Genomic DNA, 21,026 nt, shown 5'->3' on the forward strand with positions numbered 1-21,026 from the left:
TCTAGATCGTGGGATCTAGCTTAGACACTTCATCTTAGTCTGTGGCATTTAGCACAATGAGCGGCGGGCCGGATAAACGCTCACGCCCATTGAGGCCTTTGACTTCCAGCACAACGACGTTGCCGGCAACCTCGGCACCCGCGGACTCGAGCAGAAGTTTCGCACCATGGAGGGTGCCACCGGTGGCTAGGACGTCGTCGACAAGCACTACGCGCTTGCCCTTGATGTCGACGCCGCTGGCCGGAATCTCCAGCGCCGCCGAGCCGTATTCCAGCTCGTATTCCTCGGTGTATACCGGAGGAGGAAGCTTGCCCTTCTTGCGGATGGCTAGGATACCCAGGCCCATCTTGTAGGCCACGGCCGAGCCGAGGAGGAAGCCACGGGCATCTAGGCCACCGATCATTTCCGCGCCCAGTTCCTCGCAGGCGGCCGCTAAGCCGTCTACGACGGTGCGAAAAGCCTCTGGGTCTGCCAAAACTGGGGTGAGATCTTCGAAGAGGATACCCTCCTCTGGGAAGTCTTGAACGAGGCGAACCTTATCCTTGAGAGCCTGTGCTGCTGATTCGTAGTGCGAACTCATAATCTTCCTTGAGAAATAATTGCGAGAGGTCGTTAACGGCCGCTGTTGCGGGTCCTACTTCTTTTCGGTTGGAGCGGTGCTACGCCAGCGATCCATATTCCAACCGATGCCCGAGACGCCAGTGTACGGCAGGACACCTTCCACGTCGCGGCGGACGAGGAAGACACGCGGCTGCGCGGAGAGCGGAATGGACGGAATATCCTTCCACAAAGCTTCTTCTGTCTTCTTAAGCTCCGCAGAGTTTTTCATACTAGCTTCGACCGCGGAGTACTCCGTCTGAGGATCTACCGGTCCAAGGAAAGCGTCGACGGTAGGTGCCCAGGTTTCTGGATCCATTTCCAGGTAGTGCTGAGACATAAACTCCGCAGACGCATCCTCGATGGTGATTCCGGCCGGCTCACAGGATGCACGGAGCTGTTCCACCATAGCTGCGTAACGCTTATCCGGTCCTAAGTAGCCGACCTTGATGGTCGTTCCATTCAGATTCCCCGCCTGCGCCAGATCGGTACCCTGGTGCTCCTTACCCACTTTGTCGAGGCCGCCGGCAACCGGGTTGGTGACGGAAACGGTGCGCACATAAGCCGGTGGCACCTCTACGCCAGAGGCCGCGGAGCTTGCCTGAGCCACCGCCTGCTGATCGACGCACGCAGCGAAGCTCTCGCGCGCCCACGGCTCGGCGAATACCCCAGCCTCAGACAGCGTCAGCGTATCCGTTAGCTCGCCTACCATTGGGGTAGCTTCATAGGAGTCCTCCCCTGACTCACTTTGATTCCGGTCAAGCCAGTCAGGGGTTGCATTGGCGGCGTCGACCACGCGCAGTGCCCCCTTATCTACCAGCTTGTGCGCGTCAGCATCCGCTGGCCACACCACAACGTGGTCCTCGGCTGGCGCATCCCCAAAGTATTTTTCGTTCGCTTTGAGGATAACCTCGCCCTCATCGCCTATCTTGTCGATGACATAGGGGCCAAAAGACACTTGCAGTTTTGGATCGAGTTGATCCTTTGCCACGGAAAAGCCATACCGCCATGCCTGAGCAACTGGATCTAGCGCCTGCATATCTTCGGCTGCCAGCGCCGCATTAAGCTCCTCAAGGCTCAACCCAGCCTTTTCTGCCAGCGCATGGGCGGGCATGACCGTTCCGGCGCCAAACATATGGCGCCAGCGCTGCCCCTGATCCTTATTAAAGGTCAACGTAAACGATTTGCTGTGGGGTTCGCAGCTGAAATTCGCAATGTCATTCATCAGCGGCATATGGGAGGCGAATTCAGCCGGATGGGTGCCGGCAACGTAAGTCAAATAGTAATCATCACAGGTCACGGGAGTGCCATCGGAAAAGACGGCATCCTCGGCCAAGGTCAGCTGGACGCTGCGCTGGTCGCTGCCCTCAGCGGGCGGGAGCTCTTCCGTTTCTACTAGGTCTGCATTGGGGATCAATTCGCCCGCGGGACCAGGTACGAAAAGGCCAGGATATAGGCGCGTGGACAACAGTCCGGCGGAGCTGGCAGAACCAAAGGAGGTGCCTGCGTTGGTAGTGGCCAGACGGGAATTTACCTGGTACCCAAAGTATCCATAGGATTCTGGTTCCTGGGGCGCAGCCGAAGACTCATCCTCGCCACCCTGCCCGCTGCAGGCAGATGCAGCCAGGGCGAGTGCGGATACGCATGAAGCAAGGGCCCGCCTCCCCCTATGACGTCCTCCAGAACTGCTCTTTTCCTTAAGCATGGTTATGTGCCCTCACTTCAGCTAGCGATCCGCCTGAATTTTACTACCGGAAGTTACCTGCCTGGCCGCCACGTTGCGCCAGGGTGTCCGGTGGACTCCGCCGATTCGGCCTCATTGCCAGCCGGGGTGGACTGAGCACTTACTGGCGAAACCACGGTGCGCCCCGCTGCGGGTGCGTCATCTTCTGCAGCACCCTTCTCATCCTTACCAGCACGGTAGTCCGCTACTCGCTTATTGTGGCGCTTAGTCTTCTTGGACATATTGGCGAAGGTGACAACCAATGGCGTAGCGAAGAAGATGGAGGAGAAAATACCCTCAACCACACCGATGAGCTGGATGAGTGCCAAATCGCGCAGGGTACCAATGCCCATGAGCCACACGGCCACCACGAAGAGCGCGATAATCGGCAGCGCAGAAATCACCGAGGTAGAAATCGAGCGCATGACCGTCTGGTTAATCGCCAGGTTCGTCAGCTCAGCAAAGGTCTTCTTGCGCTGTCCCTCCAGGCCTTCCGTGTTCTCGTTGATCTTGTCAAAGACGATGACCGAGTCATACATGGAGAAGGTCAGGACGGTAAGCAGACCGATAATGACAGCAGGGGAAACCTGGAATCCGAAGAGCGCATAAATGCCGGCAATAATCACGCCGTCTGCAATCAGGGCGATGATAGCGGCAAAAGCCATGTTCTTCTGCAAGCGAATGGCCACATAAACGGTGGCAGCTACCAAGAAGACCAGCATGGCGATAAGCATGCGCTGGGTAATGGCAGAACCCCAAGACTCAGATACCGTGGACGAACCGATGGCATCCGGGGTGGCCTTACCTTCTTCATCCTTCGGCTTAAAGTCCTCGTAGATAGCGGTACGAGCCGCATTCACCTCTTCTTGGCTGAGGCGTTCGGAGACAATCTCCAAGGTCTCGGAGTTGCCGGAGCCTACGATATGTACCTGCTCGGGTTCTACGCCGGTGGAATCTTCAAAGACGCGTCCTACTTCTTCTTCCTTAAGGTCCCCTGCCGGCATGGACAGCGTAGTGCCGCCTTCGAAGTCAATCGAGAGGCTGAAGCCGCGAATTAGGATTGCGGCCACGGCCGCCACGATCAGCGCGGCGGTGATGCCGTACCACAGCTTGGTGCGGCCAATGAAGTCATAACCGCGCTCATCCTCGTAGAGGCGGTCCATTCGGGAAATCTTGTGCTTAGTCGAAACAGCCATGCTTATTTCTCCTCATCTTCCGCAGCATCAACGGGACGTGCGGTTCCTGCGGCAGTATGTGCTGCCGTTTCTGTGGTGGCTGCCTCCTTGGTTGCGGAGGTTTTAGTGGAGCCTGCTTTGCGATGCCCCGAGCCGAAATAGCCGCGTTCACGACGCTCTTCCACCAAGGCGTAGATACCGCCAAGGCCGTTCATCGAAGGCTTGGCTGCAGCTGGACGGCGGCCCACCAATTGCATCAGTGGTGCCATGACCAAGAAGGATACGACAAGGTCGAAGACCGTGGTCAGGCCCATGGTAAAGGCGAAGCCCTTAACCTCACCGATGGCCAGGAAGTAGACCACTACGGAGCCGATGAGGGTCACCGCGTTACCGGTCACGATGGTGGCGCGAGCACGCTCCCACGCCTTTTGCGTAGCGGAGCGGAAAGTGCGTCCCTCTAGCAGCTCATCCTTGATGCGCTCGTAGTAGACCACGAAGGAGTCGGCCGTTGCACCCACACCGATGACCAGACCGGCAATACCGGAGAGATCCAGTGAGTAGCCGATCCAACGACCCAGCAGCACCAAGGCACCATAGGTCAACAGGCCAGAAGCAATGAGGAAGGCGAGGGAGACGCCGGCCAGTGCGCGGAAGTAGTACAGCGAATAAGCCATCACGAGTACCAAGCCGACTAGGCCCGCGATAAGGCCGGCCTGCAGGGCAGCCTTACCCAGTGTCGGCGGAATGGACTCAATGGTACCGCCCGGCTCGCCATTTTCACCGGCGAAGGACAGCGGCAGTGCGCCATACTTCAAGTTATTGGCCAGGTTCTGTGCTTCCTCTTGGCTGAAATCACCAGTAATAGAGGTTGCGGAGCCAACTGGAGTTGCGCCCTGGATGACCGGTGCAGAGATAACTGCGGAGTCAAGGGTAATGGCGACTTGGTCGTTGAGGTGTTCCTTGGTGAGGTCCGCCCACGTCTGGGAACCATTTGGTCCATCTCCGGTCTTGAAAGAGAAGTTGATCTCCATTTGGCCGGTTTTGTTGTTCATACCGCCTTCGATAGGACCATTGGTATTGATCTCATTGCCGGTTAGGCGGGTGCCATTTTCATCCTTGATGCCGTTAAGAAGTGGCGCGGGCTCGAGGACGTACGGGTTGCCCTTGGAATAATCACAGGTAACAAATGGCTTAGCCGGATCGTCCGCGCCAGCCAGCGGATCGGTATCGCCCTGACAGGTCATCAGCATCGAAGCTGCGGCTTGGGTCGTCGGATCCTCGGACTGGCGGTCCTTGAGCAACATCTCCGTGATTTCATCACGGCGCTTCGACTGCTCAATGGAGTTGCTTGGCCCATCTAGGGGCTTAGCGCTGACCTTTGGAGCCTTCTTCTCCTTTGGCTTCTGTCCGGTCATCTGCGCTTCCTGCGCAGAGATGGCCTTGACGCCTTGATCCATCTGCTTGTTCGCTTCGTCTGCGCTCAGCACGCCATACTTTACCCAGCGGTTGGCCATGTCTTCTAGTTCCTTATTGAGCTTGCCCATATCCGGCATGGATGGCTTAGCCACTGGGCGGAAGAAGAGCTGCGAGGTCTTACCTACGGCCTGTGCTTGGGAAGCGTCCTCTCCTGGCACGGTAATAACCAGGGTATTGCCGTTAATGACAACCTCAGAGCCAGAAACGCCCATACCATTGACACGCTGTTCCAAGATGGTGCGTGCTTGTTTGAGCTGGTCCTGAGTGGGTTCCTCGCCTTGCGGAGCAAGCGTTACGCGAGTACCGCCCTGCAGATCAATGCCGAGCTTCGGCGTGCTTTGACGGCTACCAGTAAGAAAGATAAGCGCATAGATAACAACCACAATGAGGACGAATAACGCGATAGCGCGCTTCGGCCATTGGCGTTGGCTATTTTTCATAGCGCGACGGGGTGATGCGGACAACGATAATCTCCTGTGCTGCTTATAACAGGGTGTTTAGACAATAAATACGGCCCGACCGAATGGCGCAGGCACGTCAACAACGCACAATCGTACGTCATGAGACGGAATTTTCCTTAACGAGGGCCTGATAAGACCCAAAGTGTGATGGGGTCTACGCTCCACAAAGTTCCCACCACCTAGCAAACGCTAAGATAGTTCTCAGGAAAGGCGGGGTTAGTTCTTCCCCTCGCCGTCGAACGGAGGGATATTCTCATCAGGCAGGTTATCTTTCGTATCGCCTTGTGCTTCCTCAGCAGCCGCAGGGCGCTCGAGCTCATTGGCCTCCTGCTCGGTGCGAATCACGGCCATCTTGTCAAAAGTAACCACCACTCCTGGGGCAATTTCTAGATCCACATCCTTGTCACTGGTGTTACGCACCACGCCGTGCACACCGCCCGCGGTAACGATGGAATCGCCCGGCTTGAGGGAATTTTGTAGGGCCTGCATATCATTTTGGCGCTGGCGCTGCTTTCGCATAGCCATGAAAGAGGGAATGACGAACAGGATGCCAATAATGATGAGAATGATGATTTCCATAGCTTCCTAGTGTGCCAGACGGAAGTGGACACAAAAACCAGAATGCTTAACCAAGTAGGCTGGCGCCTGGAATTAAAACAGGCCGGCTGCCCCCTCAGGAGGAGTAAGCCCCAAGTGACGCCACGCGGCGGCGGTAGCTACGCGGCCGCGTCCTGTTCGCGCAATCATCCCGGCACGCACCAGGTAGGGCTCACACACCTCCTCCACCGTCGAGGGTTCCTCGCCCACCGCAATGGCAAGGGTGCTCACGCCGACTGGTCCGCCGCCGTGCCCCTTAATTAAGGCATCGAGTACCGCCCGGTCCAAGCGATCGAGGCCCATTTCATCCACGTCGAAGACCTCGAGCGCCCCCTGGGCCGCGCTAAGATCAATCAGACCCGAGCCGTTGACCTCGGCATAGTCGCGAACGCGGCGCAACAGACGGTTAGCAATACGCGGGGTGCCACGCGAACGAGAACCAATTTCTACCGCTGCATCATGGTCAATATGTACGTCTAAGATGTGCGCCGCACGCTTAATCACCTGAGTTAAGTCAGCCGTGTCGTAGTACTCCATTTGCGCAGTAAAGCCGAATCGATCACGCAGGGGGCCAGTAAGCATGCCGGCGCGTGTTGTAGCCCCTACCAGGGTAAAAGGCGGGATTTCCAGCGGAATGGAGGTAGCACCAGGCCCCTTGCCTACGATGACGTCAATACGGAAATCTTCCATCGCCATATACAGCATTTCTTCCGCCGGACGAGCAATACGGTGGATCTCATCGATGAAAAGCACGTCACCCTCCATCAGATTAGAAAGCATGGCGGCCAAATCGCCGGCGCGCTCTAAGGCAGGCCCCGAAGTCATACGCAGTGAGGTCCCCAACTCCTGGGAGATAATCATCGCCATGGTGGTCTTACCCAGACCAGGCGGGCCAGAGAGCAGAACGTGGTCCGGCGTAACTCCGCGATTCTTAGCGCCTTTGAGCACCAAGGAAAGCTGCTCGCGCACCTTGGGCTGGCCTATAAACTCATCTAGCGACTTCGGGCGCAATGACCGCTCAATATCATGTTCCTCGGAGTGTGCGGTCGCTTCGACGTCGCTATTGCGCTGCGAGGAATGCGCCGCGTCGACGCCGTCGGGGAGGTTAAATTCGGTGCGCTCAATATCGGACATGATTGTTCAGCCTTCCTACCTGCCGTTACTTTTTCTTGCCCAGCTGCGCTAGAGCCGCACGCAAGAGGGAAGACGTATCGGCATCAGGGTTCTCCGCGTATGCCGCTTCCACCACAGGCCGCGCTCCCTTATCAGTAAACCCAAGACCAATGAGCGCTTCCGTCACGCTTTCTACCACGGCCCCGCCGGCTGGCGCGACGGCGGTATCGCTGGCACCTGCAGTAGAGGGCTCGCTTGGCGCAAAGGCAGCCACCTTATCTTTCAGCTCCAATGCTAAGCGCTGAGCCATACGCTTGCCGACGCCCGGGATAGATTGCAGCGCCTTCACGTCTTCCGCACCAATTACAGCTGCGAGCTCCCCTGCGCCCATGACCGAAAGCGCCGCCAAAGCAAGCTTTGGTCCGAGCCCCGACACGGATTGCAGAACTTGGAACATCTCGCGGTCCTCATCAGCGCTAAAGCCATAAAGAGTCAGGGAGTCTTCCTTGACCACCAAGTTGGTGAGAACCGTAGCTGGTTCCCCGCGGCGCAAAGTGCCCAGCGTTTTTGGGGCGGCCAAGAACTTGTATCCCACACCTGCACAATCGATGACCCCATGGTCGAGCCCAATATGGATTACCTCTCCACGCAGTGCAGCAATCATTGGCTTCCTATCCTTTTCTCTCAGTAAATTTCTCTACCGCTTCTTAGCTTGTCCGCGCACGCCACTTGTCTTGGCTCCAAGCCCAAGACCATTCTGGTCCATCCGCGCAATGGCAGGGGCGCGCCAGCAATGACACACCGCCAAGGCGAGTGCATCGGCGGCGTCGGCAGGCTTGGGCGGCTCCGTCAACCCCAGAATACGGGTGATCATAGTGGTCATCTGCTTTTTATCGGCGCGTCCATTTCCAGAGATTGCCTTTTTCACCTCGGATGGGGTGTACATATACACCGGAATATCGCGCTCAGCTGCAGCCAGCACCAACACCCCTACCACGTGGGCAGTTTGCATGACCGTGGAGACCTGGCCGCGTTCGAAGACTCGCTCGATCGCTACCACATCCGGCGTATAGTCATCCATCCATTCTTTCGCTGCCACTGAAAGACGCAGGAGGCGCTCCGTTAAGTCTTTATCGCTAGGGGTACGAACCACGCCTACAGAAACCGGGAGGATTGCTCGGCCGCGACCAGCTTGAACCACGGAAAGTCCGCAACGCGTCAAGCCCGGGTCAATCCCCATCACGCGCATTCCTTCTAGGTTCATCTCTCCCCCATTGTCATGTCAGCGCCTTATCGCACCGCCTACTGCCCCCATTATGGACTACACACAGGTGTTCTACAAACGTAGCAGTCCACCCCACCATAGCGAAGCGCCGGCAGCGCCTCCGGCGAGCAATTCTCGCGGAGCGCTCCCGGCGCTACATAGCCGCCGCTATTGCGGCGAAGAGGTGATTAACCCTCGTTCAACTCGGCTAGTACCTCATCGGACAGGTCCATGTTGGTGTAGACGTTTTGCACGTCATCGGAGTCTTCCAAAGCATCAATGAGGCGGAAAATCTTCTTGGCATCGTTGGCATCAAGCGGCACCTCAACAGAAGCGCGGAAGTCATTATCAGAGTCATCGACCTCAATATCGGCTTCCTTGAGCGCGTCCTTAACGGCCTGCACATCCGTCGGAGCGCAGACGATTTCGAACTTCTCGCCCTGGTCCTTTACCTCTTCCGCGCCAGCTTCTAGCACGGCCATCAAAACATCGTCTTCCGTCAGCTCGCCCTTTTCTATTAGGACGTAGCCGGTACGGGTGAACATATAGGCCACGGAGCCGGATTCGCCCAAGTTGCCGCCGTTTTTAGACATAGCGGTACGCACGTCGGTCGCCGCACGGTTGCGGTTATCCGTAAGGCACTCAATGAGCATGGCCACGCCGTTGGGGCCATAGCCTTCGTACATGATGGTTTCCCAGTCGGCGCCGCCGGCTTCCTCACCGGATCCACGCTTGCGAGCACGCTCAATATTGTCATTGGGGACGGAGGCCTTCTTGGCCTTCTTGATCATGTCATCAAGGGTTGGGTTAGCCGCTGGGTCACCACCGCCGGTGCGGGCCGCCACTTCGATATTCTTGATCAGCTTGGCAAATTCCTTGCCACGCTTTGCATCGTTGGCAGCCTTTTTATGCTTGGTAGTTGCCCATTTCGAGTGGCCTGACATGTAGTCCCTTTCTAATCGGGTGCTGAAACTGGTGGCAATTATACGTGTGCTGCATGAATGCGTGAAAGCGACCCCCTTATAAGCGGGGCATATTTACACGTTGTGCCAATTGCCATGGGCGGAGCCGCTGCCCAGCTTTTCATCCAAGAAGCGCGTGAGGCCCTCTTGATTGACCAAAGCCACCAATTCGCCCTCCTCCGTAAAGAGCTTGCCGCGCGCAATTGCCGTTCCTTGAAATGCTGAGGGTGATACTTGCTCATATAAGAGCCATTCATCCACGCGAATAGGACGCAGGAACCAAATGGCATGGTCGAGGCTGGCCAACTGCACTTTCTCTACTTGATGCGGAAGGAGCGCGGAGCGGATGAGAGTCATATCCGACATGTAGGTCAGCGCGGCGCGGTGGAAAGCCGGATCCTGCGGAAGCTCAACGGTATTGCGAAACCAGATATGACGAAATCCTGCACCGGTGCGTTCCGCTGCCACAGGGTCTCGGCCTTCCTCTGGTACCAAGCGGATATCCCATTCCTCCCACTCTTTGAGGATGATGCGGGTGGAGTAAGGCGCACCGCCACCGGAACGAGCTGTTTCTTCGGGCCCAGGTACCTCCGGCATGGGATCTTGGTGCTGCGGTCCGCAGTCCCCATCGCGATGGAAGCTCGCCATGGCAGAGAAAAGTAGCGTGCCCCCTTGGTAGGCGCGTACCTGCCGGTTGGCAAAGGATCTGCCGTCCCGAATGCGCTCGACCCGCAACTCAATCGGCCGGCTCGCGTCACCAGGCCCCACAAAATAGCCGTGCAGGGAGTGAACCTCTTTCCCGGAAACGGTGCGTTGGGCCGCGGCCACTGCTTGGCCAGCAATATGTCCGCCGAAGGTACGCTCAATCCGCGACTCCACCGCCGGGCCACTAAAGACATCGTCCGCTCCCGTTTTCTCTATGTCCAAAATCTCGCGGATGGCCGCCATCTCCACACTCCCAATGTCCTAAATCACTACCGCTAGCAATTGTCGTCCACACTACTAAAAGGCCGAGCCGCCGATTCCTTTTCTCATTATCTCTCCCCCATTTTTTGGCATAAGTGGAAGAATTTTCTAGAAGAAACTATGTCCGCCACCGAAGTGAGCGCTCTTTGAATAAAGTCTTTTGGGTGAAACGCCTCGCTTCTGTTCCTGCAGTTTGGATTGGGTGGGTTATCGCCCGCCTGTGCCTTGTATATCTACTCAAGATTGACCACAGTCCCAGGGGCGATGTCGCATATTATTTTGCGGGTATCTACGGCGACGACCCAACTCAAATGACCGAGTACCCTCATGCAGGCACGTGGCCTACGGTGCTTTTGGGGTGGCTCACCGGTGAAAATATCACCGCTTTCTATATCGGCTTTACCATCATGACGCTGCTTGTCGACGCCGCGTTTTTAGCCCTGCTGCTGCGCCACCATCCCACCCAACCGCGCGCTTTTTGGGCCGCGTGGTTCTGGGTTTTCTTCGGCACCGCGGCAGGCCATGCCTTTGTGTGGCGCCTCGATATTTTCCCCTCCCTAGCCGTCGCCGGAGCAGCCGCCCTTCTGGCTACCCATCCCCTTATTGCCTCGGCGTTACTGGGCTTTGCCACCACCATGAAGCTTTGGCCCGGAGTGCTCGCCGCAGGCTTAGTGGGCCGCTTCAATAGGTCTGCGACCTGGCAACGCCTGCTCGTCTTCTTCTGCACCATCATTGCAGTCTGCGCCATAACGGTTGCCACCTGTGGCACCGAACGCTTACTTTCACCTTTAAACTACCAGGGCGTGCGCGGACTCCAGTTGGAGTCCATCCCGGCGACCTTCCTGTTGCTGCAAGCGCATCGCCACCCCGGCCGCTGGGATTTGGGCTACGCCGCTTCCAAGAGCTTTGAGATCTCCGGGCCCGGCGTGGATACCGCCATCAGGTGGAGCACCATAGCCATCATTATCATGCTGGTGTTTGCGGTGGGATGGGCGCTCTACCGGCTGTGTGCCGGCGGATGGACCACGCGCACCACCATGGCGTTCTTTAGCGTTATGGTCTTGCTCCTTATCGCGACCAATAAGGTTTTCTCCCCGCAATACATCGTCTGGCTCGGCCCGCTGCTTGCAGTGGTGATCCGCCAGCGACTTCCACAAGGGTTTACTACCTTGCGGGTAGTCCAGCGCCTGCTAGCGGTCTGCGCCATTATCGCCGCTGCGCTGGGTACTTTGGTCTATCCGTTTAACTACGACTACATCTGGCATTACGTGGGCGAGAATATGTTCCCCGTGTATCTCTTGGTGGCCCGCAATATTCTCATCGTGGTTATGGCCATCATTGGGCTTATATGGTTTGCGCTCGAGGTGGCGCTGGCTGGAAAACTGGAACGCGCAGGAATTCACCAGCCACACGCGCCAAGCGCCCTGGCACAGCCGGTTTTACGCCGCCGAGGCGGCCGGCACTCGCTTCGGTCATAAAACCGCTCAGCAGGCTACTCAGCCAGCATGTAGTCAAAGTATTCCGGCAGCTTTGCGGTGCCGCCCAGATGGAAAAGCCGCACCGCAGGGCGCAGACGCAAAGCACGAGTATCGCTGACCGCTTCGTTATAAAAGCGGTGGGCGAGCTGGATACGCCCTTCGGCGTCGGCAAGCGCAGCGGGGCGGCGCTCTGCGGGAAACTCCCGCACAATGGCGGCAGAAAGCTCCCGCTCGGCCAGCGTGCGCGGTTCGAAGTGGCCTTGGTAAAGCTCGGTGGATTCGGCTCTTTGGGCCAGGGCCGCCAGGCCCGGTGCCACTGCCGCTGTGACCGCTGCCCTGCGGTCTAGGGCCGCCTGTAGCTGTGCCAGCGAGGCATCGGTGCGAATGTGCAGTGAGTTGAGCCGCTGAGCGGTAAAAAGCGCCCAGGACCCCACGATGATGAGCAGAAAGAGGACTAGCGCAATTTCAATGGCCATTAGCGCTTCACCCTCACCTTGGTTCCGTCCTGGACGGTTTCATAGACCTGCATAACAGCTGCTGCCACATGGTCCCAGTCATACGTGCTGGCACGCTCGACACCATTGCGTGTCAGCCGAACCCGGTACTCGGCATCATCAAGCACCTCACTTAAGACGCGCGCCAGATCTTCACTATCCTCATTGCGGAAGAGTGCGCCGGCAGGCTCATCAGAATCGGCGTTGCACACCGCGCGGAAGGCTTCAAGGTCAGAAGCAACTACTGCCGCGCCGGCCGCCATGGCCTCTACTAACACAATGCCGAAACTTTCGCCCCCAGTATTTGGGGCCACGTATACATCGGCGCGGCCGAGGATCTCGGCCTTTTCGGCATCGCTGACTCGGCCGACAAAATCTACGCCTTCTACCTCGCGAGCACGGCCGCCACCCATGATGGTAACGCGGAGGGGGTGGTCTATCTGGCGGAGCGCACGAAGCAGGATATCCAGCCCCTTGCGCGGCTCGTCGAGCCTGCCTAAGAAGACTACTTCTAAAGGATCTCCGGGGGCCTTGGCTGGGCTGCGGCGCCGTGCCTGCGCGTATACCGATGTATCCACGCCGTTGGGAATGAGGACTGGGTCTCCGCCCAATTGCTCCACCTGCCAGCGGCGCGCCATATCTGAAACCGCGATACCGCCGCGGATCTTTTCCAAAAAAGGCGCGAGGAAAGGCTTGGCAAGGGTCAAGACCAGCGAGCTCGACGCGGAGGCGTGATACGTGGCCACCAACGGTCCCTGCGCTACGGCCAGCGCGGTCATGGAAAAGCTCGGGGAATTGGGCTCATGGATGTGCAAAACATCAAAGTCGCCATCTTTGATAAAGCGTTTGACCTTGCGCGTTACCTGAGGTCCGACGGACAGGCGGGCCACCGAACCGTTATAAGCAATGGGAAAAGCCGGGCCTCCCTTGACCACAAAATCAGGCAGCGGCGTGGAGTCAGAAGCGGGGCCGATGACTTGAACATAGTGCCCTTGCTCTATATATACAGTGGCTAGATCAAGGATATGGGCTTGAACTCCGCCCGGTTCATCAAAGGAGTAGGGGCACACGATGCCGATCCGCATTATTTCTCGCCTTCCTGCCGTGCACCAGCGTGGCGGCTATCACGGGCCTTGTGCGCGGCGCGCGCTTGCCGACGCCTCTCAATATCGACATTCCACTGCGGCTGCAGCATATGCCAATCCTCCGGATGCCGGCGAATATTGGCAGCGAAGCCATCGGCCATGCGTTGCGTAGTCTCTTGTACGTTTGTTACCTCAAGTTCCGGAGACACCGATAGGCCCCAGCCCTCTCCCTTAAACCATGAGTGCACCACATGGAGGGCGGCACCAGTCTCCAGCGCAAGGCGGGCGGGTCCGGCGGCCATATTGGCCTCCTCCCCCATGAAATCTACGCTCACACCACTTCGAGTCAGGTCACGCTCGGCCAGCAGGCACACCACGCCGCCAGCTTCTAATACTTCTTTGAGGCGAGCAAAAGGCGAGGCTTCGCCCCCGGTGAGGGGAAGGACCTCAAAACCGAGGGTTTCGCGGTAGTCCACAAAGGCGTCGAAAAGCACTGCGGGCTTCAAGCGCTCTGCGACAGTGGTGAACTGGCCATAGTGGCCCACGAGGAAGACACCCGCCATGTCCCAATTACCCGAATGTGGGAGGGCCAAAATAGTGCCGCGTCCGGATTGAGCGGAAGCATCAAAATGCTCGAGACCTTCCAAGCCGCTGAGTAAGCGCTCGTGCAGGCTGGCATCGCCGTGGATAGCCGGCAGGCGGAAGGCCTCCATCCAATAGCGCATATAGGAGCGAACGGAATCGCGTACCAGCGCGCGGGTAACGTTTTCTGGCCCCACCACGCGGGCAAGGTTGCGGCGCAAGCCTTCCATTCCGCGGCCATTGCTGCTGGCAAAATCTGCGCCCCACCGAAACAGCGTGCGCGCAATGGGCTCAGGCAGCCGACGCACCACCTTCCACCCCGCGAGGTAGCCCGCCGCGGAGAGGTCTTCTTTATCCCACATGGTGTTAAAACCTCCTGGTTTTTCGGTGGTGCTCAGCGAGCTAGTGCTGCTCCTGGCGGGCAGCGATGACCATGCGCTGGCACACGGTGAAGATGGAGCCAACGGCAAGGATCCACAGCGCTACCTCGATAGCATGCGGAACGCCAAGGCCCTCAAGGCCAATGCCGCCCAAGCCCAAGATAAGCCGCTCAGGGCGCTCGATGAGGCCGCCGACCATCTTGAACCCAGACGCCTCTCCCCTAGCCTTGATATAGGAAATGACCTGGGAACATACCAAGGTGACAAAGCAAGCGATGACCGTAATGCGGGAAGAATCCGCGGAATAAATCAGCCACCACGCAATAGCGCTAAACAAGGCACCATCGGTGATTCGATCGCAGGAAGCATCCAAGGTCGCGCCAAAGGCGGTGGCTTTGCCAGTCAGACGCGCCATGGTGCCGTCGAGCATGTCAAAGGCGGCAAAGAGGCCGGATAATACGGCAGCGGAAAACAGGTGACCGGTAGGAATGAGGATCACCGAAATAGCAATGGTGACAATGGTTCCCACAATAGTGACCACATTCGGGGTCAGGCCCAGCTTTAAAAAGGCCTTCGCTATAGGTTCCACCACCACGGCGGCGGGCTTTCGCCCATGCACGCTAAGCACGCGAATCCTCCTCTTCCATCTCGCGCCAACCTTCTGCCAGCACGCGGCGTGTATCCTGCAGAAGCTGCGGTAATACCTTAGTCCCATCAAGGACAGTCATAAAGTTACTATCCCCAGGCCACCTTGGCACCACATGCAGGTGCAGGTGATCTCCCACGGAGCCTCCTGAAGCGCGACCCAAGTTCAAACCTACGTTAATGGCCTCTGGGTGAGAGACGCGTTTGAGTACCCGGATAGCCTTTTGCGCAAACTCCATCAGCTCTTGAGATTCCTCTTGCGTTAGGTTCTCAAGCTGAGATTCTTTACGGTACGGCACCACCATGAGGTGTCCAGCGTTGTACGGAAAGAGGTTTAGCAATGCATAAACGCTCTTGCCGCGGGCGATGATGAGCCCGTCTTCGTCGCTACCCTGCGGGGCGGCAACGAAGGGGTCCTCAGAGCGCTTGGCTATATAAGCCATGCGATAAGGTGCCCACAGCCGTTCTAGACGGTCCGGGTCGCCCGCGCCTGAGTCAACGAAGGTCCCCTCCACCGCTCCATTGTCGAAAGCGGCGGAGCTTTCGGTCTCGCGCGTCTTTTTAGCGTCGGGCACTGATGAGCTCTTCAGTCGGCTGCTCGTTATTGCGTTCTGCGACCCACGCAGTGATGAGTTCCACAGCCTCATTCACTGGCACACCGTTGACCTGGGTGCCATCTAGGAAGCGGAAGGACACGGCGCCGGCTTCCACATCGCGGGCACCGGCGACCAGCATGAATGGGACCTTTCCGGTGGTGTGATTGCGAATCTTTTTCTGCATGCGGTCATCGGAGGTATCCACATCGGCGCGGATTCCCTTCTGGCGCAGCTGTGCGGCAACTTCTTCAAGGTGCGGGGAGAATTCATCTGCCACCGGGATACCCACCACCTGGTGCGGCGCCAGCCAAGCTGGGAATGCGCCAGCGTAGTGCTCCAGCAGCACACCAAAGAAACGTTCAATGGAGCCAAAGAGCGCACGGTGAATCATGATCGGGCGCTTCTTTGTTCCGTCCGAAGCGGTGTACTCCAGCTCGAAACGCTCGGGCAAGTTGAAGTCCAATTGCACGGTAGACATCTGCCAGGTACGGCCAATGGCATCGCGGGCCTGGACAGAAATCTTTGGACCGTAGAACGCGGCGCCGGCTGGGTCCGGTACCAGCTCCAAGCCAGACTTTTCCGCGACCGACTGCAAGATGGAAGTCGAGCGCTCCCAAATCTCGTCGGAACCGACGAACTTATTCGGATCCTTGGTGGAAAGCTCCAGGTAGAAATCAGACAGGCCATAGTCCTTCAGCAAGGAGATGATGAAGTCTAGGACCTTGGTGAGTTCTTCTTCCAGCTGTTCTTCGGTGCAGTAAATGTGCGCGTCGTCCTGGGTAAAGCCGCGGGCACGGGTCAGACCGTGGACCACGCCGGACTTTTCGTAGCGGTAGACGGTGCCGAACTCAAATAGGCGCAGCGGTAACTCGCGGTAGGAACGGCCACGGGATGCAAAAATCAGGTTGTGCATCGGGCAGTTCATGGGCTTGGCGTAGTAGTCCTGCGGCTCCTTGACGGTATTGCCTTCTTCGTCATACTCGCCATCGAGCTGCATTGGCGGGAACATGCCATCGGCGTAGAAGTCCAGGTGGCCCGACTTCTTGAAGAGATCACCCTTGGTGATATGCGGAGTGTTGACAAAGGAATAGCCGGCCTGGACGTGGCGGTTGCGAGAGTGGTTTTCCATCTCCATGCGCACGGTGGCACCATTCGGGTGGAATACCGGGAAACCGGAGCCAATCTCATCTGGGAAGGAGAAGAGGTCTAGCTCTTGGCCCAAGCGGCGATGGTCGCGCTTTTCAGCCTCTTCCACCATGGTCTGGTAGGCCTCCAGGGCCTCCTTGGACTCAAAAGCGGTGCCGTAAATGCGCTGCAGGCCAGCCTTAGACTGATCTCCGCGCCAGTATGCAGCAGAAGAGCGGGTTAGCGTGAAGGCCGGGATGTACTTGGTGGTTGGAACGTGCGGTCCGCGGCAGAGGTCGAACCACTCTACTTCCCCGGTGCGCGGGTTGATGTTGTCATAGTGGGTCAGATCGCCAGAACCAACCTCGGCGGCCTCATCGGAGTCAGGGTCAACGTTGCCCTTGTCCTGGACCAGCTCGAGCTTGAAGGGTTCTCCGGCAAGCGCCTGCTCCGCTTCTGCAGCGGATTCGTAAACGTGGCGCTCAAAACGCTGGCCTCCCTTAATGATCTTCTTCATGCGCTTTTCAATCGCCTTGAGATCTTCCGGGGTGAAAGGCTCCGCGGTTTGAAAATCGAAGTAGAAGCCATTTTCAATGGCCGGGCCGATGCCCAGCTTGGTGCCGGGGAATTCGGCCTGCACGGCCTGCGCCATAACGTGGCCGCAGGAGTGGCGGATTACCGCGCGACCGTCTTCCTCGCAGGCGGCTACCGGGGTGAAGGTGGATTCCGTGTCGGGGGTGTGCGACAAATCAAAGAGAGTGCCGTCTTCACCGCGAACGACTACGACAGCCTCAGGGCCCTTATTGGGAAGATTGAGCTCTCGCATTGCTGCGCCCACGGCCTGGCCGGCGGGCACGGTGAAGGAATCGTAATTGACCGGTACTGCGGGAATGAGTTCCGCCATAATCGCGCTCCTTTATGCGCTCGTGCGTCGGCGGCATACCTGGCCGCGTCCGCTATTTAAATTTACGGATAGCTATTCTACAACCCTGCATACTCGCAAAGCGATTTCGCCCACCAAGATTCACGCCCATCCGCGTCGAGGGTGCCCGGCGGGCAGAAATACATAGCGGAGCCGATATGGGTCAGCCACTCATTCATCAGGTCAGATTTATCCAAACGGGCCTGGATAGGCTCGAATTGCTTGGTGGGATCCTGCTGATAGCAGATGAAAACCTGGCCGATATTGGAAAGCTGCCCATCCTTGCCATCGGGGGCCAGCTCATAGTTATACGGCCGGCGTAGGATGCGTTGCTCCGGATGATCAGCAGGTGGCGCGGCCACGGCCATGTGCGAGTTTTTATCAATCACCGGCAAGCCGTAGTCATCTACCGCATCGAAATCTGCAGCATCAAATTCTTCTTCACCGGTAAGCGGGGCGCCGGTGTCAAGCTTACGGCCCACCGCATTTTCACGGGAGGAGCGATCCAGCTTCTCCCACGTATCCACGTTCATGCGAATGCGACGCACCACCATGGCCGTTCCCCCTTGCGCCCACTTCGGCCCTTCATCGATCCACACTTGGGCTGCAAAATCTTCCTCGCTGCGCGGGTTAACGGTGCCGTCCTTTTGCCCGAACATATTGCGCGCAGTAGCGCCCTTTTCGTGGCTGCCATAGGCATTAATAAATCCCTGCTGCAGCCACTTCACACTGGCATAGTGCTCACCGGCTCGCACCATGTGGCGCAGTGCATAAGTATTCATCAACGGGTCATCGCAACAAATCTGAAGGACAATATCGCTTTGTCCCCATTGTCGTTGCAGCTCATCACGCTTAAAGGAACGCACATCTCCCAACCAGTGTGGTTTCTCCACGCCGAGCAGGGAGAATACCTTCTGGCCTAGACCGCAGGTGATGGTCAAGTTGGCGGGCTGTTGCACCATTTCCGGTTCCAGGGTGCCCAGCGGCGGCTCCCCCGTACACAGCGCGCGGGCGTCCTCGGTCCACAATTTCATCAGGCTGGCAAACCCCCGCTTGTCGACGCCCCTTTTAAAGTCAAACCCCACCAGATTCAGGTGAGCCTGCTCTGCGGTAGCAATGCCCGCCTGATGCTCGCCGTCAAAAGCCACGAGGGCGTCGGCAAGCGCAGGCTGTTCCTGTGCCCCAGCATCCGGGGAAGAGCCCTGGTTATTGCAGCCTGCCAACGCGAAGGCGCTGGTCGATACCGCAGCGCCAGTGAGAAATCCCCTTCTGCTGAACCCAGACATGGTTAGTGGTCGTGGCCTTCCTTATTGTGGGACATATCTCCGTGCTCCATGTGGGACATATCGTGGCCTTCCATATCGCCGTAGTCCTCATCCCCGGAAGGCATGCTACGCGTTTGGATCTCGCCCAGATCGAGCTCTTCGCCGCCTTCTAGCTTCACCTTAAGGTCAAGGGATTCACCGGGAGCGATGTGGTTTCCCATTTCCATGAGCATGAAGTGGTCACCGCCTGGTGCAAGTTCGTGGGACTCGCCGGCCTTGACCACCAACGGGCTCGACATTTCCTGCATCTTGCCATCGACGGTCTCATGGATCTGGTTCACCTTGGCATTAAGACTGGTGGAAAAACCGGTGATAGCGATGTCCTTATCGGTGTGGTTCACCAAGGTGCCAAAAATAGCAGTCATGTCTTTATCTTCGTTGGCACGCACGACCGCGTCTTCGAAGGTCAGGTCCTCGGCTGCGGCGGGGGAGGACTTCTCCGCAGCGCTGGAGGTGGCATCAACCTTCGACTCGGTGGAGTCATTTTGGTTCTGCGGGGAGCAACCCGCCAGGGCAAGGCCGGCCACAGTTAACCCCACAAGGGCAATGCTAGAAATCTTGGACATTATTTTTCACCTTCCGAATCAATGCGACGAGACTTGCCAATAAATAGGGCAACTACTGCGGCAATTGCCAAAACGCCGCCCACGCCCAAAATGATTTTCAGCGACATCGGCAGCCCCTCGGTTGCTTCCTGGTCTGTCGCGTCAGACTCGCCAGCCTCGGGGTTTTCGGCCCCGTCACCTTTAACGGAAAATTCCACACCACCGCGAGTAGCGTGTCCATCCGAAGACGTGATTTGGAAACCCACCTGGTAGTTGCCCGGCCCAGGGTTAACCCCCTCAGGAGTCTCAATTGTGAGGTCTCGTTCATGGAGCTGCGGTTCCTGGCTAAAGAGCTTCTCACCGGTATCGGCGTTGGTTACGGCAAAGGTGTTGAAGTCCTCTTTGGGGATGCCAGAAAACTCAAGGGTGATTTCCTTAGGGAACTCATCGAGTAGATCGCCGTCTTTGACCGAACCGCCAATAACGGAGTCGTGCGCGAATGCGGCAGGCATCGACCCGCCCAAGACCAGTGCGGCTGTGCCCACTGCTGCGGCTGTGCGGCGCAGCCAAGGTACGCGGTAGCCCATAGATAGCTCCTTTGTGATGTTGGAAAAGCACAAGTTGAATTGTCAGACATACTAGCCCCGCGACTTGCCATAGCGGCAATCACAAAAGCAGCGCGTCGAGTCATATGTCGGCTTGAACTGGGCTCGAGTTCCGCTTCCTTAATAAAAAGAGGTATTTATCACTATTTAAGCCAAGTTGACTCAATTCCAGCGGACCTAGCCTTAGGACCTCTCCCCCTGCCGGGCATTAAAAAACGGACCAGAAACCATCAGAGCAAAAATAACCAGGGCGACGCCAACACCGATGAGCGTCAAAGGCCACGCCCCGCTGCCACTGCCTCCAGCCGCATCTGCCGCAGTAAGGCCCATAAAGAAAAGCACAGTCCCCGAAACAAAAGACGCGAAGCCGCAGGCTCCAACCAATAGCGGTACCACTAGTGCGCGTGACATCTTTCCTCCTCCGCTTTGGGTTATGACTCTTCAAAGGCAAGCGTATCGCACAGCACACGGAAGGAGACAAGAAAAAGCCGCCCCGTCTCTGGGGCGGCTACATGGAGCGGATGACGAGACTCGAACTCGCGACCCTCACCTTGGCAAGGTGATGCGCTACCAACTGCGCTACATCCGCACAACAAACCGGAGTTTGCTACAGAGCCTAAAAAGAGACTCTCGTGCGCGATACTGGGATTGAACCAGTGACCTCTTCCGTGTCAGGGAAGCGCTCTCCCACTGAGCTAATCGCGCTTAATGCCCGAAGGCATTAAGAAGTTGAGGTGGAAACGGGAATCGAACCCGTGTGCACGGTTTTGCAGACCGTTGCCTCACCACTCGGCCATTCCACCGTGGCGATACCGCCTCACACAATACAGTGCTGGAGCGGATGACGAGACTCGAACTCGCGACCCTCACCTTGGCAAGGTGATGCGCTACCAACTGCGCTACATCCGCA

The 21,026-nt window shown here is 57.7% G+C and carries 20 protein-coding genes and 4 tRNA genes; 1 reads left to right on the forward strand and 23 read right to left on the reverse strand.

Translation table 11 applies throughout. From position 1 onward, the window contains the following. Positions 1-34 precede the first annotated feature (34 nt). From WMQ00_RS03860 to WMQ00_RS03905, 10 genes are all read right to left on the reverse strand, one after another. The gene (locus tag WMQ00_RS03860; protein ID WP_023021438.1) at positions 35-580 is read right to left on the reverse strand and encodes an adenine phosphoribosyltransferase; all 546 of its coding nucleotides are present in this window, start codon (positions 578-580) and stop codon (positions 35-37) included. A 54-nt stretch (positions 581-634) separates the two neighbouring features. After that, positions 635-2,302 (reverse strand): ABC transporter substrate-binding protein, encoded by a 1,668-nt coding sequence (locus WMQ00_RS03865; protein ID WP_200287415.1) that lies wholly within the window; start codon positions 2,300-2,302, stop codon positions 635-637. 53 nt (positions 2,303-2,355) lie between these two features. Next, the gene (gene secF, locus WMQ00_RS03870) at positions 2,356-3,516 is read right to left on the reverse strand and encodes a protein translocase subunit SecF (RefSeq protein WP_200287413.1); all 1,161 of its coding nucleotides are present in this window, start codon (positions 3,514-3,516) and stop codon (positions 2,356-2,358) included. A 2-nt stretch (positions 3,517-3,518) separates the two neighbouring features. Beyond that, complete coding sequence (secD, locus tag WMQ00_RS03875) at positions 3,519-5,411, reverse strand: protein translocase subunit SecD (protein ID WP_340440680.1); 1,893 nt, start codon at positions 5,409-5,411, stop codon at positions 3,519-3,521. A gap of 237 nt (positions 5,412-5,648) precedes the next feature. Further along, positions 5,649-6,011, reverse strand: a complete 363-nt coding sequence (gene yajC / locus WMQ00_RS03880; protein ID WP_200287409.1) for a preprotein translocase subunit YajC — start codon at positions 6,009-6,011, stop codon at positions 5,649-5,651. Positions 6,012-6,083: 72 nt separating this feature from the next. Beyond that, positions 6,084-7,163, reverse strand: a complete 1,080-nt coding sequence (gene ruvB, locus WMQ00_RS03885) for a Holliday junction branch migration DNA helicase RuvB (RefSeq protein ID WP_200287408.1) — start codon at positions 7,161-7,163, stop codon at positions 6,084-6,086. A gap of 25 nt (positions 7,164-7,188) precedes the next feature. Beyond that, the gene (gene ruvA / locus WMQ00_RS03890) at positions 7,189-7,806 is read right to left on the reverse strand and encodes a Holliday junction branch migration protein RuvA (RefSeq protein ID WP_200287406.1); all 618 of its coding nucleotides are present in this window, start codon (positions 7,804-7,806) and stop codon (positions 7,189-7,191) included. A 33-nt stretch (positions 7,807-7,839) separates the two neighbouring features. After that, positions 7,840-8,406, reverse strand: a complete 567-nt coding sequence (gene ruvC, locus WMQ00_RS03895) for a crossover junction endodeoxyribonuclease RuvC (protein WP_200287404.1) — start codon at positions 8,404-8,406, stop codon at positions 7,840-7,842. Positions 8,407-8,594: 188 nt separating this feature from the next. Beyond that, positions 8,595-9,350 carry a YebC/PmpR family DNA-binding transcriptional regulator gene (locus WMQ00_RS03900; protein WP_023021430.1) on the reverse strand — a complete coding sequence of 252 codons (756 nt, stop codon included), beginning with the start codon at positions 9,348-9,350 and terminating at the stop codon, positions 8,595-8,597. A gap of 93 nt (positions 9,351-9,443) precedes the next feature. Next, positions 9,444-10,316: an acyl-CoA thioesterase gene (locus WMQ00_RS03905; RefSeq protein WP_340440681.1), complete on the reverse strand. Its 873-nt coding sequence runs from the start codon at positions 10,314-10,316 to the stop codon at positions 9,444-9,446. Between the two features lie 329 nt (positions 10,317-10,645). On the opposite strand from WMQ00_RS03905, the gene WMQ00_RS03910 reads away from it, so the two are divergent. Continuing rightward, positions 10,646-11,812, forward strand: coding sequence for a DUF2029 domain-containing protein (locus tag WMQ00_RS03910; RefSeq protein ID WP_234288094.1), 1,167 nt, complete (start codon positions 10,646-10,648; stop codon positions 11,810-11,812). Positions 11,813-11,826: 14 nt separating this feature from the next. On the opposite strand, the gene WMQ00_RS03915 is transcribed toward WMQ00_RS03910, so the two are convergent. The 13 genes from WMQ00_RS03915 to WMQ00_RS03975 form a co-directional block, all read right to left on the reverse strand. Continuing rightward, positions 11,827-12,288, reverse strand: a complete 462-nt coding sequence (locus WMQ00_RS03915) for a hypothetical protein (RefSeq protein WP_086587568.1) — start codon at positions 12,286-12,288, stop codon at positions 11,827-11,829. Next, on the reverse strand, positions 12,288-13,391 hold the full coding sequence (locus WMQ00_RS03920; protein WP_200287399.1) for a glycosyltransferase family 4 protein: 1,104 nt from the start codon (positions 13,389-13,391) through the stop codon (positions 12,288-12,290). Before WMQ00_RS03920 ends, WMQ00_RS03915 begins: the two co-directional genes overlap by 1 nt. After that, complete coding sequence (locus WMQ00_RS03925; protein ID WP_200287397.1) at positions 13,391-14,335, reverse strand: phosphatidylinositol mannoside acyltransferase; 945 nt, start codon at positions 14,333-14,335, stop codon at positions 13,391-13,393. Before WMQ00_RS03925 ends, WMQ00_RS03920 begins: the two co-directional genes overlap by 1 nt. A 40-nt stretch (positions 14,336-14,375) precedes the next feature. Continuing rightward, positions 14,376-14,981: a phosphatidylinositol phosphate synthase gene (gene pgsA, locus WMQ00_RS03930; protein ID WP_049360666.1), complete on the reverse strand. Its 606-nt coding sequence runs from the start codon at positions 14,979-14,981 to the stop codon at positions 14,376-14,378. Then, positions 14,974-15,573: an HIT family protein gene (locus WMQ00_RS03935; RefSeq protein WP_408918441.1), complete on the reverse strand. Its 600-nt coding sequence runs from the start codon at positions 15,571-15,573 to the stop codon at positions 14,974-14,976. Before WMQ00_RS03935 ends, pgsA begins: the two co-directional genes overlap by 8 nt. Beyond that, positions 15,560-17,623 (reverse strand): threonine--tRNA ligase, encoded by a 2,064-nt coding sequence (gene thrS / locus WMQ00_RS03940; protein ID WP_023021422.1) that lies wholly within the window; start codon positions 17,621-17,623, stop codon positions 15,560-15,562. Before thrS ends, WMQ00_RS03935 begins: the two co-directional genes overlap by 14 nt. Before the next feature lie 77 nt (positions 17,624-17,700). Further along, complete coding sequence (locus WMQ00_RS03945; protein WP_200287396.1) at positions 17,701-18,927, reverse strand: Dyp-type peroxidase; 1,227 nt, start codon at positions 18,925-18,927, stop codon at positions 17,701-17,703. A 2-nt stretch (positions 18,928-18,929) separates the two neighbouring features. Next, complete coding sequence (locus WMQ00_RS03950; RefSeq protein ID WP_200287394.1) at positions 18,930-19,532, reverse strand: copper chaperone PCu(A)C; 603 nt, start codon at positions 19,530-19,532, stop codon at positions 18,930-18,932. Continuing rightward, positions 19,532-20,098: a copper resistance CopC family protein gene (locus tag WMQ00_RS03955; protein WP_200287392.1), complete on the reverse strand. Its 567-nt coding sequence runs from the start codon at positions 20,096-20,098 to the stop codon at positions 19,532-19,534. Before WMQ00_RS03955 ends, WMQ00_RS03950 begins: the two co-directional genes overlap by 1 nt. 531 nt (positions 20,099-20,629) lie before the next feature. After that, a tRNA-Gly gene (locus WMQ00_RS03960) sits at positions 20,630-20,705 on the reverse strand. 44 nt (positions 20,706-20,749) lie between these two features. Continuing rightward, positions 20,750-20,821: transfer RNA gene (locus WMQ00_RS03965), tRNA-Val, on the reverse strand. A gap of 27 nt (positions 20,822-20,848) precedes the next feature. After that, positions 20,849-20,919 (reverse strand) — tRNA-Cys (locus WMQ00_RS03970). A gap of 30 nt (positions 20,920-20,949) precedes the next feature. After that, positions 20,950-21,025, reverse strand: a tRNA-Gly gene (locus WMQ00_RS03975). Position 21,026: the final 1 nt, after the last annotated feature.

The organism is Corynebacterium sp. KPL2825, assembly GCF_037908445.1.
Taxonomy (GTDB): domain Bacteria; phylum Actinomycetota; class Actinomycetes; order Mycobacteriales; family Mycobacteriaceae; genus Corynebacterium; species Corynebacterium kefirresidentii.

Bases quoted from the DNA above. Each gene is read 5' to 3' on its own strand.
- WMQ00_RS03860 (WP_023021438.1), bottom strand. From the start codon at position 580: ATGAGTTCGCACTACGAATCAGCAGCACAGGCTCTCAAGGATAAGGTT.
- WMQ00_RS03865 (WP_200287415.1), bottom strand. From the start codon at position 2,302: ATGCTTAAGGAAAAGAGCAGTTCTGGAGGACGTCATAGGGGGAGGCGG.
- secF (WP_200287413.1), bottom strand. From the start codon at position 3,516: ATGGCTGTTTCGACTAAGCACAAGATTTCCCGAATGGACCGCCTCTAC.
- secD (WP_340440680.1), bottom strand. From the start codon at position 5,411: ATGAAAAATAGCCAACGCCAATGGCCGAAGCGCGCTATCGCGTTATTC.
- yajC (WP_200287409.1), bottom strand. From the start codon at position 6,011: ATGGAAATCATCATTCTCATCATTATTGGCATCCTGTTCGTCATTCCC.
- ruvB (WP_200287408.1), bottom strand. From the start codon at position 7,163: ATGTCCGATATTGAGCGCACCGAATTTAACCTCCCCGACGGCGTCGAC.
- ruvA (WP_200287406.1), bottom strand. From the start codon at position 7,806: ATGATTGCTGCACTGCGTGGAGAGGTAATCCATATTGGGCTCGACCAT.
- ruvC (WP_200287404.1), bottom strand. From the start codon at position 8,406: ATGAACCTAGAAGGAATGCGCGTGATGGGGATTGACCCGGGCTTGACG.
- WMQ00_RS03900 (WP_023021430.1), bottom strand. From the start codon at position 9,350: ATGTCAGGCCACTCGAAATGGGCAACTACCAAGCATAAAAAGGCTGCC.
- WMQ00_RS03905 (WP_340440681.1), bottom strand. From the start codon at position 10,316: ATGGCGGCCATCCGCGAGATTTTGGACATAGAGAAAACGGGAGCGGAC.
- WMQ00_RS03910 (WP_234288094.1), top strand. From the start codon at position 10,646: ATGACCGAGTACCCTCATGCAGGCACGTGGCCTACGGTGCTTTTGGGG.
- WMQ00_RS03915 (WP_086587568.1), bottom strand. From the start codon at position 12,288: ATGGCCATTGAAATTGCGCTAGTCCTCTTTCTGCTCATCATCGTGGGG.
- WMQ00_RS03920 (WP_200287399.1), bottom strand. From the start codon at position 13,391: ATGCGGATCGGCATCGTGTGCCCCTACTCCTTTGATGAACCGGGCGGA.
- WMQ00_RS03925 (WP_200287397.1), bottom strand. From the start codon at position 14,335: ATGTGGGATAAAGAAGACCTCTCCGCGGCGGGCTACCTCGCGGGGTGG.
- thrS (WP_023021422.1), bottom strand. From the start codon at position 17,623: ATGGCGGAACTCATTCCCGCAGTACCGGTCAATTACGATTCCTTCACC.
- WMQ00_RS03945 (WP_200287396.1), bottom strand. From the start codon at position 18,927: ATGTCTGGGTTCAGCAGAAGGGGATTTCTCACTGGCGCTGCGGTATCG.
- WMQ00_RS03950 (WP_200287394.1), bottom strand. From the start codon at position 19,532: ATGTCCAAGATTTCTAGCATTGCCCTTGTGGGGTTAACTGTGGCCGGC.
- WMQ00_RS03955 (WP_200287392.1), bottom strand. From the start codon at position 20,098: ATGGGCTACCGCGTACCTTGGCTGCGCCGCACAGCCGCAGCAGTGGGC.